A 13,799-nucleotide genomic window follows, 5' to 3' on the forward strand; every position below is an offset into this window, starting at 1 on the left:
AGAAAAACCATACTGTAACAACGATGTTTATTGCAAATGAAAGGAACTGTTTTTAAAAAAACTGACCTAGGCAAGTTCCAGGGTCAGTTGAGTGTAGGCATAAAATTTATATTAAAATCGCACCTCTTACATCATAATTTTCTAAATCGATATCCAATTTTCTGTCAAGTGCGAGGTTTGCCAATTGGGAGCCAATATAGGGGCCCATTGTTAAACCAGATGCTCCAAGACCATTGGCAACGATTATTCCTTCCCAATCTGGCAAAGGACCAATAACCGGAAGGAATCCAGGTGTGAATGGACGAAAGCCCACCCTCGCTTCAACAAAAGTACTGTCTGTCAAGCCGGGAGCGGTATTTAATGCTTTATTGAAAACTTCCTGCAATCCTCCTGCGGTCATTCGGTTATCGAAAACTTCCGTATTTTCATGAGTCGCCCCAGCGACGATTTTATTATTATCGAAAGCCAAAAGATATTGATCACTTGGAGGCATGACCACAGGCCAGTTATTCGTATTTGCATTTGGTATTTTCAGATGAATGATTTGGGCCTTTTGGAAGCTGACTTGAAAATTCACACCCAAAGGTTTCAGTAATTCTGGTGCCCATGCTCCAGCACAAACAATCGTTTTATCTGCAGGTATGAATTCATCTTCAACCATTACACCTGTCACTTGTGCACCATTATATTTAAGTATAGCCTCACCGTACATTAGTTTCGCACCGTTTTTTTGTGATGCCCGCAATAAGGAATCACGTAGCGCACGACCATCGACCCGAGCTGCACCACTAACGTGCACTGCTGCATATTCACTGGAAAGTGGCGGGAATAAGGCACTTGTTTCCTCTGGAGTAAGGAATGTGATCGTCCCGATCTCCGGTGCATCTTCTTTCCGTTTTGCTGCTCGGTTCTTCATGGCAATCAGTTTTTCTTTATCTGTATGTAAACTTATGGCCCCAACTTGGGCATAACCAGTCTCAGTTTCCCCATCCCGTTCAAGTTCTTCAATTAACCCGGGATAAAAAGCCGCTCCATTTTTAGCAAGGAGATACCAAGCTTGATTGCGCCTTTGGGATATCCATGGGCATACGATTCCTGCAGCTGCAGATGTTGCCTGTCCTTCATCTTGGCGGTCGATAATGATCACTTCAGCCCCATTTTTAGCCAGCTGATAGGCAGTGGAAGCTCCTAAAATCCCCGCTCCAACTACAATGATTTTTTGCATATTTAACATCCCATTTCTCTCGTATGTATAACACCTACCATTACTATATCGAAGACACGAAACGATTGCCACTACCGATATTGTAATTTAATTCTCAAAGTTATTTTATCTGCAGTGAATATGCTATGATTGAAATTGCGAAAGCTTGAAAAGATACTAGGAGGACATAACATGTTAAAAAAACAAATGGAATCATACATATCAAAATCCATAATCGAAAACAAAGTTGAGTTGTTTAAAGAAGAAAGGGATTATGTTGAAAAGCATAAATTAATCGCTGATGATATCACTATAGTGGAAAAAGAAAATACATCCAGATTTACAGATGCATATATCGAGCGCAGTAATAAAGAGAGTGAAGAATTGATTTCTGAAGAGAACTCTTCATTTTTATCACAATCGATCGAGTATTTGAAAAATAATAAAGAAGAATTCCTTTACTTTGAATCCAAATGGTTCGGATTAATCGGTGTTGAGGCACTTTCATTGGAAATGGATGATGTTTTCGGTACTTATAACGCGATGTTCGGATTGAAATTCCAGAAAAAAATGGGAGAAGCTTTAAAAACGTATTTAACAAAGGAACTTCAAGAAGGCATTGGATCATTCAGCTTGATGTTTAACCAGGGCGATGGTCTATGGGATGTGAATTTTGCCTTGGATAATGTAAATGGGTTTCGAGAAGACCTATCATTAGAAGAAACTTTTAATTTAATCTATCATTTTCTTTTTATCCTTGTTGAAACGATCGAGGAAGATATGTAAAAAAACGAGGTACCGCCATCAATTTGATGGCGGTTTTTTAAGTTTAGAGCTTTATTTCCATACCTCTAGACATTGGTTTAAGGCCCTTAGATTAGGTGAACTTTAAAGAATTCAGCAAATTAATTTTAATGATATAGCTTAACACTTTATTTCACAGTGGAAAAAATAGGGTCTGCACTCGATGTGGAACGCAGCCCATTTATGTTTTGAGTTCATTTGCTTCGGTTAGAATCTTAACTTATTATGAATTTGAGAAACAGCTTTGTCTCGAAGGACGGCCTCGGGTTTGTTTCCTTTTCGAATAATATATCCCTCAAAGTCCATTCCAATAAAATTAAAGATATAGTTAAACTGCTGAATCATGGGCAGTCACCAGTTTAAATAATATGCTGACAAGATGATCAGACTAAGTCAAAAAGCAATTATGGGGGCAAATGGAGAAGAAGAACTAACTGGTACACTTACAATAGGAGCACAGGAGAGCCAGTGTACCTATCGATTACTAACAAATTCATTAAGAGTTCAAGGCTGAATTTCCAAATGTTTAGCTTGTCTTTAAGCCTGCACAATCTGACGAAAAGGTGAGAAAACAGATAATTGAAGGATTATTAGATGTCGCTTTTATTATGGACGAAGTAAGTCAGAGGATTCATAAAGTATAGAGCAACTTATCAAGGAAGAGTTAAAAATGGTTACCTCACCAAACAAACCAAAATCAGAGATTTCACCATTTGATCTTAAGCATGAAAAACTTTTGCTTACAGAGAAGTGCTGTCATCTAGTAATTCAAATGTAATTTCTTTACCAACAGCTTGTAGCCAATACCTGTGACCTTACTAGATAAAAGATTTGGATGAATTCGAGCGAAATCATCTTTTTCATATTGAGCTCCCTAATATTAATGTTGCATCAATAATCCTGCCTCTATCAACCATTTGGAGAATTGTATTAAATTAAGTTTGTCATAGGTTGCTTCTGTTTAGAGCAGGCAGCTATCAACAATCATTTTGCTTACCGACGCATATATCATTTCGATGCCTGATGCAATCATGGAATTGAAACCAACTCAAATAATGGTCTAGGAATTTTGTCGCCACGCCATTGAACCGAATTATCCAGCAGCCCTTTGGCAGAATAGCTAAAAAAATATAAATATGTCATACTAATTTTCGTATAGATTGAACGATGATTAAAATATTTTCGAAGATTATAATTAACCTAATATAAAAAAATTCAAAGGGGACCTGAGCATGAAAATTGTTATTGCACCAGATTCCTATAAAGGGAGTTTGTCAGCATTAGAAGCTTCGGAAGCAATCGAGCGAGGGGTCAGGAAGGCGCTGCCGGATGCCGAGACTGAATTGGTTCCTGCAGCGGATGGCGGTGAAGGTACGATGGATAGTCTTGTGGCAGCTACAAATGGGCGAAAAGTTGAAGTGACCGTTAAAGGGCCTTTACTTGAAGACGTACAGGCAGCATATGGAATTTTGGGTGATCAGGAAACATGTGTGATTGAAATGGCCAGTGCATCCGGTTTATGTCTAATCGATCCAGATGAGTTGAACCCATTGATAACAACTACATACGGGACAGGGGAGCTCATTCAAAAAGCATTGAATGATGGATGTCGAAAGTTCATTTTAGCGATTGGCGGAAGCGCTACCAATGATGCCGGAGTTGGAATGCTTCAGGCTTTGGGAATGAAAGTGTTTGATGATGAGGGGAGTCCTTTGGGATTAGGGGGTGCCGAATTATCGCGTGTATCTGAAATAAATACGGAGGCTTTTGATCCAAGAATTGCAGATTCCGAGTTTTTGATTGCTTCGGATGTTCTAAATCCGTTAGTCGGACCGGATGGGGCATCAAGTGTATTCGGACCCCAAAAAGGGGCCACCCCTGCCATGATTGAAATGCTTGATAAAGCTTTATCAACATGGGCTGATTTGGTGGAAATCAAGACAGGCATTCACTTGCATGATAAAGCTGGAGCTGGTGCTGCTGGTGGAATTGGAAGTGCATTTCAGGCCTTTTTCCATGCGGAAACAAAAAGGGGCGTCGATATTGTTATGGAATATACGAAACTGGGTGAAAAACTGTACGATGCTGATTGTGTCTTTACCGGTGAGGGCAAAATCGATTACCAAACAGCTTCAGGTAAAACACCAATGGGAGTTGCACAAGAAGCGAAGAAGCATGATATTCCCGTATTTGTCTTGGCTGGATCAATCGGAACAGGTATTGAAGCTTTATATGACCATGGAATAACTAGTGTCCATAGTCTGGTGAACGCTCCTATGCCTTTAAAGGAAGCTATGGAAAGAGGGGCTGAATTTTTGGAACTAGCAGCTGAACAAGTAATGCGGACTTTTTTGGCAGCGAGTAAAAATAGGTGGTAATCATATGTGTTATTTATTGTTTTGGCCATTGGCGTGTTCTTAATTGTTTTTGCGACAACTAAATTCAAGTTGCATCCGTTCTTATCGCTACTATTAGGCACTTTATTTGTGGGTTTTACTTCTGGAATGCCTCTGGATCAGATACTTGAGAATATTAACGGCGGTATTGGCGGACTGATGACGAGCATTGGACTTGTAATCGTTTTCGGTTCAATAATCGGAACCATTTTGGAAATGGTGGGGCCGCTTTACGAATGACCGAAGTCGTATTGAGGATTGTCGGTCCTAAACCTTAATACAAGTGGTAGTCACGATTATCACGACGATGATATTATGGGTCATTCTTGTGTAATATTAATATTGGGAAAATGGAGAGGCGTGAAACGCTTCTCTTTTTTATGCGTTAAATAAAATATATTTTCATTTTCATATTGGTGTAAGAACTAAAATAGTGTATGATGCATAGTATAAGGTATGGTGTACGTCACATAGTATAGAGAAGGGGTGATTGGATGAGCACTTTACTGAATTCATTAACCACTGAGCTGCGCAGGGGCACTTTGACGTTAGCTGTCTTAAGTCAGCTCAAAACTCCGCAGTATGGGTACTCGCTTGTCCAGCGTTTAGAGAAGTCTGGAATTACCATTGATCAAAGTACTTTATATCCTTTGCTTCGCCGCCTGGAAAAACAAGAATTGGTCACAAGCAGCTGGGATACTTCTGAAAGTAGACCGCGCAAGTACTATTCTTTAAGCGATTATGGGGGAGAAATATTCATTCAGTTAAAGGAAGAATGGGAAAAAACTTCTCAAGAGCTTTATATATTATTAAAAGGAGAGGGAGAAGATGGAGCTGATTGAACTTTATATTCAGGAAGTGACCCGCAGGCTGCCAGAAAAAAACCGGGGGGATATTGCGCTTGAGCTTCAATCTACAATCGAAGATATGCTTCCGGTGGATCATACGGAGCAAGACGTGAAAGCCGTCCTTTTAAAATTAGGAGATCCGGTTATACTGGCAAGTCGTTATCGCGATCGGCCGATGCATTTGATTGGACCGCGTTATTTTGATGCTTATATCTGTCTGTTGAAAATGATTTTACCAATAGCTGCAGTCATTTCACTGATCGGATTAGTAGGGGATAATCCTTTTCGGGATATGGGGAATACGGTTGTGGACGCAATTTTAATAATAATCGGGAAAGGGATTACCGGTATCATCAGTACAGGTATCCAAGTGTTTTTCTGGTTAACGCTTTCATTTGCCATTTTAGAACGCATGGATACTTCAAAAGACCAGTCGCCTTTAACAAAAGACTTGAAACCATGGACACCGGAAAACCTAAAAGTTATGCCGAACATTTCAAAGAAAAAAGCGGTTCCTATGATCGAGATTTTTGCGAGTTTGTTAGGTCTTTCTGTCTTCGCGGCCCTTTATTTCAATGCAGCAAACCTCTTAGGAGTCTATGAAAAAAGAAATGGCAGTCTCATTTTCGTGACACCTTCTTTCAATCAAGAAGTATTGAATTCCTATTGGCTGCTGGTATCATGCGTCGTCATCATTGGAGTGCTCTTGGCGATTTATAAATTATTTTTAAGACGATGGACCCTGAAATTAGCTTTATTTCATGCCATATACCAGCTGTTGTACACTCTGACTTTCATCATCATCATCAGTAATCCTGATTTATTGAACCCGGAATTCCTTGCATACCAAAGAACACTATTCTCAATCGATGAATGGAAAAGCTCGATATACTGGGGTCTCATACTCATCTTCATCATTTTTGCCGCCTACGATACCTATCAAGGCTTCCGTAAGGCAAAAATCCGTTAAGGCACAGCATCTTAGCTGTGTTTTTTTTGTTTAAATATTTTGTGAAGTGAAAGGTGAGCTGATACAAGTCTGAAAGATTATTTCTCAAGATACAAGGGACAACAAAAAAACACCTCATATGACATATAGTTTTTAACTAACTATACAGCATATGAGGCGTTACATTTAAACCAATGTTTTATTGAACTGCATCGAACTGATTGACTTTCCAAGCGGAACCGGACTTATAAAAGGTAACCGTTCTTTTTACTGACTCACCGTCGACTGTAGGTACAGTTAAATTGTATGACCTAACGTTTTGTTTTTGATAGACCAATTTAATTTTGGCTTTTTTCCACTCTAACATGCTAAAGCCATCTCCGACTGGACGTGCTAATTTCCCTTTATAGGTAATGTAATTATATTTAGTCAGTCCTTTTTCAACTGCATTATTAGTAAATGTCTCTGCCAGGTAGGCAGTCAATTTATCTTTTGTATTAAACTCTTGGCAAATGTATGAAAACTCTGTCCCTTTATAATTGAAAGTTTTTTGTGAACATGATCGGGTTTTGTACCCATGTAAAGCATTCCAAAAATGTTTGCTGGCATTATCGGCTATCTTTAATGCATATGCGTCTGACAAATTCTGTGATGTCGTTTTTGCGGTAACCTGACCACTTAATGTGAAAAATAAAATGATAATGGATAATAGCACACCTGAAAATTTTTTCATATTTTATCTCCCCAATCCCTAATAGGATACTTATGTAACGAAAGTTTAATTAATATTACAATTGTTACATTTATATTACAACACGATCGGCGAAAGTAAAAGAGAAATCTTGTTAATTTTTAAATATAATTATAGATTTTATTAAATATACATAGTTTGTTCACTTTATTCTTTTAGAAAGGAGCGTTCACCGAGTTGTAAATAGAAGGACACTGGCTGTTACATACTTCATATTCCACCAACTGGCCTATTTAAAACCTAGCAGTTAATTCTTTTGCAATTACAGGACAATTTAATTCATTATATTTTTATTATTACCAATATATGTACAAAGAACTCGAATTACCCAGGCAGAACCCGAAAAAAATAAAATATAAAGGTTTGACAAACTTTCTAATTCTACCGTATTATAAATTATATACTTGAATACATTCTCCAAAGGGGAGTAGCTTTTACAACAATGTCGTCATTACGGAGCTCTTTGCTCTCGGTGTTGTTGGCAGCATATTGTTGTTAGCCAGACCTTACCTATTGGTAAAGGTCTATTTTGTTTTAGTAAACCTTTACCAAAGTGGTAAAGGTTTTTTTGTAGTCCCCTTAAGGAAATGTATAAACATGTAGGTTTTAATAGAAAAACAAATAAATATAAATGGAGTGTATTCTTTGATACTTAGAAAATCTTTGTTACTTTTAGGGATAGGTTCTGCACAAATAGATTTAATCCTTCCGAAAAATACGTATAAATCCGGTGAATGCATAAATGGATATTTTTTGATTAAGGGTGGTACCCTTGCGCAAAGAATAAGAAGGATTGAATGTGATTTGATCATGGATACTCATTCTACGGGAATGGAAGAGATCCTTAAAACGAGCACCATTTTGTCTACAAGGGAGATAAATTCAGGGGAAAGCAATGAAATTCCTTTTAACTTTAGTCTTCCTATATTGAAGGAGCCTTATAAGCGAGGGGTTTCCTATCGCCTTAAAACAAGACTTATATTGGATGAAGGGATAATAGGAAAGGATGATGATTGGATCTTAATCGATTCTGAATAAAGTTGAAATAGAGGTGTGAACATGGAAATCTTGAATTTTACTGAGCGTGCTTTAGATTATTTGAAGGAATTCTTATTAATGAGGCTGTTTATATTAACTTTACTGTTATTGGCGGTATATTATATTTTGAATAAAATGGTCGAATGGTTCTTTAAAAGATCTGATTTTTTTGAGGAAGAAGTGGAAAAAACGATACAGGGGGTTACTCGTTCCAGTCTCAGGTACGGCATAGTTTTGATTTTCCTCATTTATCTGATTGGGCAGTTCATTGATATAAAAGGAATTTTAGCAGGAGCGGGGATCGTGGGAATCGTTATCGGATTTGCCGCTCAGCAAATGCTTAAGGATATTTTATTGGGATTTGTAAGGCTTTCAGATAATGAATTTCGTGTAGGGAATTTTGTGACATTCAATGGGACAAGTTCCGGAACCGTAGAGGAAATCGGTATCAGGTTCATGCAGATCAGAGAATGGTCAGGAAAATTGCTGACCATCCCACACAGTGAAATCAGGACGATTCAAAATTTCAATAAAGGTAGAATGCGAATCATTGAACGCATTACAGTAAGTTACCAGGAAAATCCTGAAAAGGTAAAACGGCTGTTGGAGGATATATGTATTATCTGTAATGATAAGTATGGTGAAAGCCTTCTAAGGCTAGAGGATGGTACACCCGAAGAGGATTTTAGATACATAGGCATTACGGATTTAAATCCGAATCTTAAATATGTGGGATATGAACTATGCATAGTGGGGCTTGTAAAACCTGAACATTACTTTGAAACAGCAAGAAGTGTCAGGTTTGAGATGATGGCTGCTTTACATGAGCATCAAATTCTTATGCCATCTTCCCATTTACTTGTACAGGCGAATCCGAATCATGAACGTATGCTAGAGAACTGATAAGAAGCATACACTTGCACGAGCTATTCCGGGAAAAGGTCATGAAAAAAATTGTGGCAAAGTGGAACAAAGTGCAGAAGCATCAATCAGCAATAACCCTGAAAACTTACGATATAAAAGGGTTTTCTTTTAAAGGAAGTTCTTTTTGAAAAAGAAAATGAACAAGTCTGATCCAAAAAAGGATTATCATTGAATTTTTATCTTGATTTTTCAGATTAAATGGATTATTATGATTTTAGCATAAAATGGAAGGGGAACGGTTAAACAATGATCATTTAATCCTATTCTTTAAGAAAAAATGCGTTTTAAATACGATCTTTTTTTCTGGATAGGATTAGTCTGTACATTAAAATACAAACAAAGATCATTGTGTTCCTTCAATTAGGGATATTATGCCTTTTTAAATTTGTATTGTACTGCCTCCTGTCCAGATATTTCACAGGAGGTTTTTATATTGGAAAAAAACTCATCTGTAACATTGAGTAATAAGGAACCTAACTTATTTACAAATCGTGTATTTCGGGCCATCATCTTTTCAGGCTTGTTTTTACAAATAGGGATATGGGTGCGGAATTTTGCAGTTTTGTTATTCGTCATGGAAAAGACAAATGGGGATGCCTTTGCCATTTCAATGATTTCAGTAGCGGAATTCGCACCCATTTTTATTTTTTCATTTATTGGAGGGACGTTCGCTGACCGCTGGAGTCCGAAAAAAACGATGGTTTGGTGTGATATTTTAAGTGCAATATCCGTATTTGCTGTGCTTATCACGCTTATCTTCGGAAGTTGGAAAATGGTGTTTTTTGCAACTTTGATTTCGGCGATACTTTCTCAATTTTCTCAGCCATCAGGCATGAAGCTATTTAAAATGCATTTGCCAGAAAGTCAAATTCAAACAGGGATGTCAGTTTATCAGACAGTTTTCGCAGTATTTATGGTTTTAGGTCCGATTCTCGGTACATTTGCCTTCCAATCATTCGGGATCAATATCTCGATTGCTATAACTGGCCTCGCGTTTTTATTTTCAGCTGGTGCACTAGCTTTCCTTCCAAAAGATCGCAAACTTGATGAACAAAAGGCCAAAACAACATTGTGGCAGGAAATGAAAAGCGGAGTGAGCTACGTGTTGCGAAAAAAAGAACTGAGTCTTCTTGGTTTATGTTTTCTGGCAGCCGGGCTCGGACTGGGTTTCATTCAGCCGCTCTCGATATTCCTTGTTACCGAACAACTGGGTCTGCCTAAGGAAAATCTTCAATGGTTATTTATGTTGAATGGGATTGGTATGATTTTAGGCGGAGCAGGAGTGATGATTTTTGCCAAAAAGGTGGCACCTCAGAGATTATTAGCATTTGGAATGCTTGTGAATGCCATTGGAATAGCGGTAATGGGGCTGTCAACAAACCTTTGGATTACACTTACTGCCGAGTTCTTTAATGGACTGATGCTGCCTTGTATTCAAATTGGGATTAATACATTGATATTACAGAGGACCGAAGGCGAGTTCATTGGAAGAGTCAATGGAATCTTAAGCCCATTGTTCACTGGCTCCATGGTTTTGACTATGAGTGCTGCTGGCGTGTTGAAAGAGCAATTTTCACTCGTTTCCATATTTGAAACCGCGGCTTTCTTTTTTATACTAGGGATGTTTTTCATTTTGCCATTGTACAATCAAAAGGCCGAAACAAAACCCCAGGAAATTCAATCGTAGGTGTAGGTAATGAAAAAAGAATAGTAAACTTAGTGATTGACTTGGTTGGGGAAAACGAGGAGAAAATCTCAATTTAACATGAACATATACCAGTTATATCCATATTGATTTTAAAGAAAAGCAGCCAATTCATGCTGCTTTTTTTTATTCATAATGTACGGGCTTTTAGTAATGGCTTTAATCTATTTTGGCGGACTCAACCTGAAAACATTTTTTTACCAACAAACAAATTATATATTAACAATTATTTTTAGAGTACTTGTTAATACTAATAATGGCATGTTGTTAATTATGATTATACAAAATATAGGGTGAATAGCTTAATTGAAAAAGGAGAAAAGTTAATGATCCTTAAAGACGTAATATATGAAGCAATAAACTGAAATTTGCCGAAGGACGTTGAAGATATATCCATTACAGGTGTCGCCGATAACTCAAAAGAAATAAAAAATGGATACCTTTTTGTTGCCGTTAACGGATATAAGGAGGATGGCCACAATTACATTAAAGATGCAATTCGTCAAGGCGCTTCGGTTGTGATTGGCGATCGCGACATAAAGGGATTGGATGTTCCTTATCTACGAGTGGAGAACAGCAGAAAGGCATTAGGTGTAATCGCGAAAAGGTTTTATGGAGATCCCAGCAATCAAAAAATAATGATAGGGATTACAGGTACGAATGGAAAAACCACAACTAGCTTTATGCTTCAACAAATACTTGAAAAGAATGGGGTAACCTGTTCAGTCATTGGTACGATTCATCATATTATCAATGGAAACAAAGTTGATTCCCGTAATACGACTCCAGGTACCATGGAATTAAATTCCTTACTGGCCGCTAGTAAGGACATGGTTGTCATAATGGAAGTGTCTTCGCATGGATTAGCTCAATACCGTTTAGAAGGAATTGAATTTGATTTCTGTGTCTTCACGAATTTATATCATGACCATCTCGACTTCCACGGAACGATGGAGGATTATTTTCTGGTCAAATTACTGCTTTTCGAAAAATTGAAACATAATGGTATTGCGATAATCAACGGGGATGATTTCTGGGGTGGAAAACTTCAAGAATACTTGCGAAAGAAGAGTATCAGTACCTATGTATTTGGAAAATCCAATCGCTCTGATTTAAAAATCACCAATTATAATACCGCTATGAACCCCTTTATTGTATTGAATGAGAATCATGACTTTGTGAAAATTGAATTACCTTTACCTGGACTTCATAATTTATATAATGCAGCTGCAGCGTATTCCGTAGCAAAGATGTTTCCATTAAAAAAAGAGGAAATTCTCACTTCACTAAAACAATTTTCAGGTGTGCCAGGAAGGTTTGAAATATATAAGAAAGAAACTGGACCGACAATAGTCATCGATTATGCCCATACTGCTGATGCCATTCATCACATGCTTAAAACAGCCAAAGAATCCGGGGCGGAAAAGATTTATCATATCTTTGGTTTTCAAGGCGGTCGTGATAAAACTAAAAGGCCAGAAATGGTTAAGGTATCATTGCAACATAGTGATGTATCGATTTTGACGATGGATGATCTGAATTCGGAGGGAATCGAGGTAATGGAATCGTCACTCAATAAGCTACAAAGTGATTACACTACTGGAAATGTGAAGGTTATTCCAGATAGGACCTTTGCTATACAAGAGGCGATCTAAGCAGGAAAGGAAGGGGATTGGATTATCATTACAGGAAAAGGAATCGAGAGGTATGAACAACATTTCGGACTGCCTACAATTTCTGACAAAGAAACGGTATTATATCTACAAAATAAAGACCAAGTCGATATTATCAGTTATTTTGATCAATAGTTTTATTCATAGGCGATTTATATGGTGATTTTTAACATTGTAACTTATGAGGAATTCAGGTATTATAACAATACAAGCTGTACTGTTCGTAATGATATTTAAGTTTTAACCTTTAAGCTGTAATAGGGAGTTTTATATTGAAACAGGAATGTTATGCCTCGTCACTGACTTGGACAACAGGATTTTTTCTGCAAACACCCACTTTGAGGAGTGGTGGTTTAAAACTTTCTTACTGAATACGGCAATGACGGCTTCTATCTTTAAACGTTAAAACCGGTCTCGTCTGAGGCCGGTTTTTTTGCGTTATTCAGAGCAACGTACGAGAGGTATATATGTACAACTTTTAGCTTAAAAAAAAGAACAGTAAATTTCCAACTTATATTGTTCTAATATAATTTATTATCATCCATCTTACCTACTTTGAAAAAAGCTCTTGCTCACAGTTTAGCCTTCTTGCATGTTTTGGAGGCATTTACTCTTGCTTTGTATACCGGTTGGCATAGCTTGAAGCAACGAAGGCATTGGGTTTAATTTTAGGTTCCACTCCCATGGATTCCATCCTGGCTACCATTTCTTTAACAAACTCACTGGTTTTGTTCCGCTTTCCAATCCCGATATCAATATGCCCTTCCATGATGAACGTTGCCCCTTGATATACAGCAGGCAGGACAATATCGATTAACTGATTTTTTCTTTCTTCCGTAAACATGGATACGATCTCCTCAGTTAACGACAATTCATGGGAAATACGTTCATGTAATTGCATCATCCTTCTAGGAATCATCACTTTTCTAATACAGCCCCATACACCATTCCCGACCTGACGTATCACGATGCCTGTAATGAACACTGTATGTTTTTTATGTACTTGCGAATCTGTACCGACCATTAATCGATAGTCACCGGAAGGATTTAATTTCATGAATTCTACAATATGAACGAATACCTCTTCAAAAGACATGTCTTTTTCCTGAAGATTTTGAAATGGATTATTATGAATTGGATATTGCCTCATATTATTGCACCCAACCTTTCCCCGGCTATAATCTGATTATTAAATTACTACATGCCGCTCATAACACATCTTATGAAGGAGGTCCTCGTTTCGTGCGGTGGGAAGAGCCCGCACCCTTTAGAAAATGCAGTCATTATTTAAAGTTGATCTCGCTGAATAGATATCACCTTCAGTTTTAATTCTACAAAAAGGACTTTAGGCATAAGGAGTTCTAGCATAATGTTAAAACAAAGTTGATTGGAGCGGGTGTTCGAGACTCCTGCTTAGAAAAGCGCGTCAAAGGGAGACCTCGCAGGCGCAATGGCGCCGGGGGCGGACCTCCCGCGGAAAACGAGTGCCCGGAATGGAAATTAACGG

Annotated in this window: 12 protein-coding genes, 1 other RNA gene and 1 pseudogene; 10 read left to right on the top strand and 4 right to left on the bottom strand. The window is 37.8% G+C overall.

Annotated elements, in window-relative coordinates; genetic code table 11:
• Nucleotides 1-106: 106 nt before the first annotated feature.
• Entirely contained in the window at nt 107-1,225 is a 1,119-nt protein-coding gene (locus N9I19_RS08295) for an NAD(P)/FAD-dependent oxidoreductase (RefSeq protein ID WP_317777482.1), read from the bottom strand.
• 171 nt (nt 1,226-1,396) lie between these two features.
• Between N9I19_RS08295 and N9I19_RS08300 the strand changes: the two genes are divergently transcribed.
• Nucleotides 1,397-1,990: a branched-chain amino acid aminotransferase gene (locus tag N9I19_RS08300; protein ID WP_317777483.1), complete on the top strand. Its 594-nt coding sequence runs from the start codon at nt 1,397-1,399 to the stop codon at nt 1,988-1,990.
• A 979-nt stretch (nt 1,991-2,969) separates the two neighbouring features.
• Here the strand turns inward: N9I19_RS08300 and N9I19_RS08310 are convergent.
• Nucleotides 2,970-3,108 (bottom strand): annotated as a pseudogene (locus N9I19_RS08310) (IS1595 family transposase); the annotation flags it as partial.
• A 132-nt stretch (nt 3,109-3,240) separates the two neighbouring features.
• On the opposite strand from N9I19_RS08310, the gene N9I19_RS08315 reads away from it, so the two are divergent.
• The 4 genes from N9I19_RS08315 to N9I19_RS08330 all read left to right on the top strand — a co-directional run bounded on the left by N9I19_RS08315 (nt 3,241) and on the right by N9I19_RS08330 (nt 6,222).
• Nucleotides 3,241-4,386, top strand: a complete 1,146-nt coding sequence (locus tag N9I19_RS08315) for a glycerate kinase (RefSeq protein WP_317777484.1) — start codon at nt 3,241-3,243, stop codon at nt 4,384-4,386.
• A 6-nt stretch (nt 4,387-4,392) separates the two neighbouring features.
• Nucleotides 4,393-4,644 carry a GntT/GntP/DsdX family permease gene (locus N9I19_RS08320; protein ID WP_411730418.1) on the top strand — a complete coding sequence of 84 codons (252 nt, stop codon included), beginning with the start codon at nt 4,393-4,395 and terminating at the stop codon, nt 4,642-4,644.
• Between the two features lie 254 nt (nt 4,645-4,898).
• Entirely contained in the window at nt 4,899-5,246 is a 348-nt protein-coding gene (locus N9I19_RS08325) for a PadR family transcriptional regulator (RefSeq protein WP_061463248.1), read from the top strand.
• Entirely contained in the window at nt 5,233-6,222 is a 990-nt protein-coding gene (locus tag N9I19_RS08330) for a hypothetical protein (protein WP_317777485.1), read from the top strand. The genes N9I19_RS08325 and N9I19_RS08330 overlap by 14 nt, the downstream gene beginning before the upstream one ends.
• Before the next feature lie 178 nt (nt 6,223-6,400).
• Here N9I19_RS08330 and N9I19_RS08335 read toward each other — a convergent pair whose 3' ends face one another.
• On the bottom strand, nt 6,401-6,934 hold the full coding sequence (locus N9I19_RS08335; RefSeq protein ID WP_317777486.1) for an IseA DL-endopeptidase inhibitor family protein: 534 nt from the start codon (nt 6,932-6,934) through the stop codon (nt 6,401-6,403).
• Nucleotides 6,935-7,597: 663 nt separating this feature from the next.
• On the opposite strand from N9I19_RS08335, the gene N9I19_RS08340 reads away from it, so the two are divergent.
• The 5 genes from N9I19_RS08340 (at nt 7,598) to ssrS (ending at nt 12,685) form a co-directional block, all read left to right on the top strand.
• Nucleotides 7,598-7,990 (top strand): sporulation protein, encoded by a 393-nt coding sequence (locus N9I19_RS08340; protein ID WP_317777487.1) that lies wholly within the window; start codon nt 7,598-7,600, stop codon nt 7,988-7,990.
• Nucleotides 7,991-8,011: 21 nt separating this feature from the next.
• The gene (locus N9I19_RS08345) at nt 8,012-8,893 is read left to right on the top strand and encodes a mechanosensitive ion channel family protein (protein WP_317777488.1); all 882 of its coding nucleotides are present in this window, start codon (nt 8,012-8,014) and stop codon (nt 8,891-8,893) included.
• Nucleotides 8,894-9,347: 454 nt separating this feature from the next.
• Entirely contained in the window at nt 9,348-10,601 is a 1,254-nt protein-coding gene (locus N9I19_RS08350; RefSeq protein WP_317777489.1) for an MFS transporter, read from the top strand.
• Nucleotides 10,602-10,987: 386 nt separating this feature from the next.
• Nucleotides 10,988-12,274, top strand: coding sequence for a UDP-N-acetylmuramoyl-L-alanyl-D-glutamate--2,6-diaminopimelate ligase (locus N9I19_RS08355; RefSeq protein WP_317777490.1), 1,287 nt, complete (start codon nt 10,988-10,990; stop codon nt 12,272-12,274).
• Nucleotides 12,275-12,498: 224 nt separating this feature from the next.
• Nucleotides 12,499-12,685: non-coding RNA, 6S RNA (gene ssrS / locus N9I19_RS08360), on the top strand.
• 214 nt (nt 12,686-12,899) lie between these two features.
• On the opposite strand, the gene N9I19_RS08365 is transcribed toward ssrS, so the two are convergent.
• Nucleotides 12,900-13,442: a ribonuclease H-like YkuK family protein gene (locus tag N9I19_RS08365; RefSeq protein ID WP_089362260.1), complete on the bottom strand. Its 543-nt coding sequence runs from the start codon at nt 13,440-13,442 to the stop codon at nt 12,900-12,902.
• Nucleotides 13,443-13,799: the final 357 nt, after the last annotated feature.

This window comes from Peribacillus sp. CSMR9, from assembly GCF_033141925.1.
Lineage (GTDB): Bacteria > Bacillota > Bacilli > Bacillales > DSM-1321 > Peribacillus > Peribacillus simplex_A.

Coding starts and splice junctions, on each gene's coding strand:
- N9I19_RS08295 (WP_317777482.1), bottom strand. CDS start 1,225: ATGCAAAAAATCATTGTAGTTGGAGCGGGGATTTTAGGAGCTTCCACT.
- N9I19_RS08300 (WP_317777483.1), top strand. CDS start 1,397: ATGTTAAAAAAACAAATGGAATCATACATATCAAAATCCATAATCGAA.
- N9I19_RS08315 (WP_317777484.1), top strand. CDS start 3,241: ATGAAAATTGTTATTGCACCAGATTCCTATAAAGGGAGTTTGTCAGCA.
- N9I19_RS08325 (WP_061463248.1), top strand. CDS start 4,899: ATGAGCACTTTACTGAATTCATTAACCACTGAGCTGCGCAGGGGCACT.
- N9I19_RS08330 (WP_317777485.1), top strand. CDS start 5,233: ATGGAGCTGATTGAACTTTATATTCAGGAAGTGACCCGCAGGCTGCCA.
- N9I19_RS08335 (WP_317777486.1), bottom strand. CDS start 6,934: ATGAAAAAATTTTCAGGTGTGCTATTATCCATTATCATTTTATTTTTC.
- N9I19_RS08345 (WP_317777488.1), top strand. CDS start 8,012: ATGGAAATCTTGAATTTTACTGAGCGTGCTTTAGATTATTTGAAGGAA.
- N9I19_RS08365 (WP_089362260.1), bottom strand. CDS start 13,442: ATGAGGCAATATCCAATTCATAATAATCCATTTCAAAATCTTCAGGAA.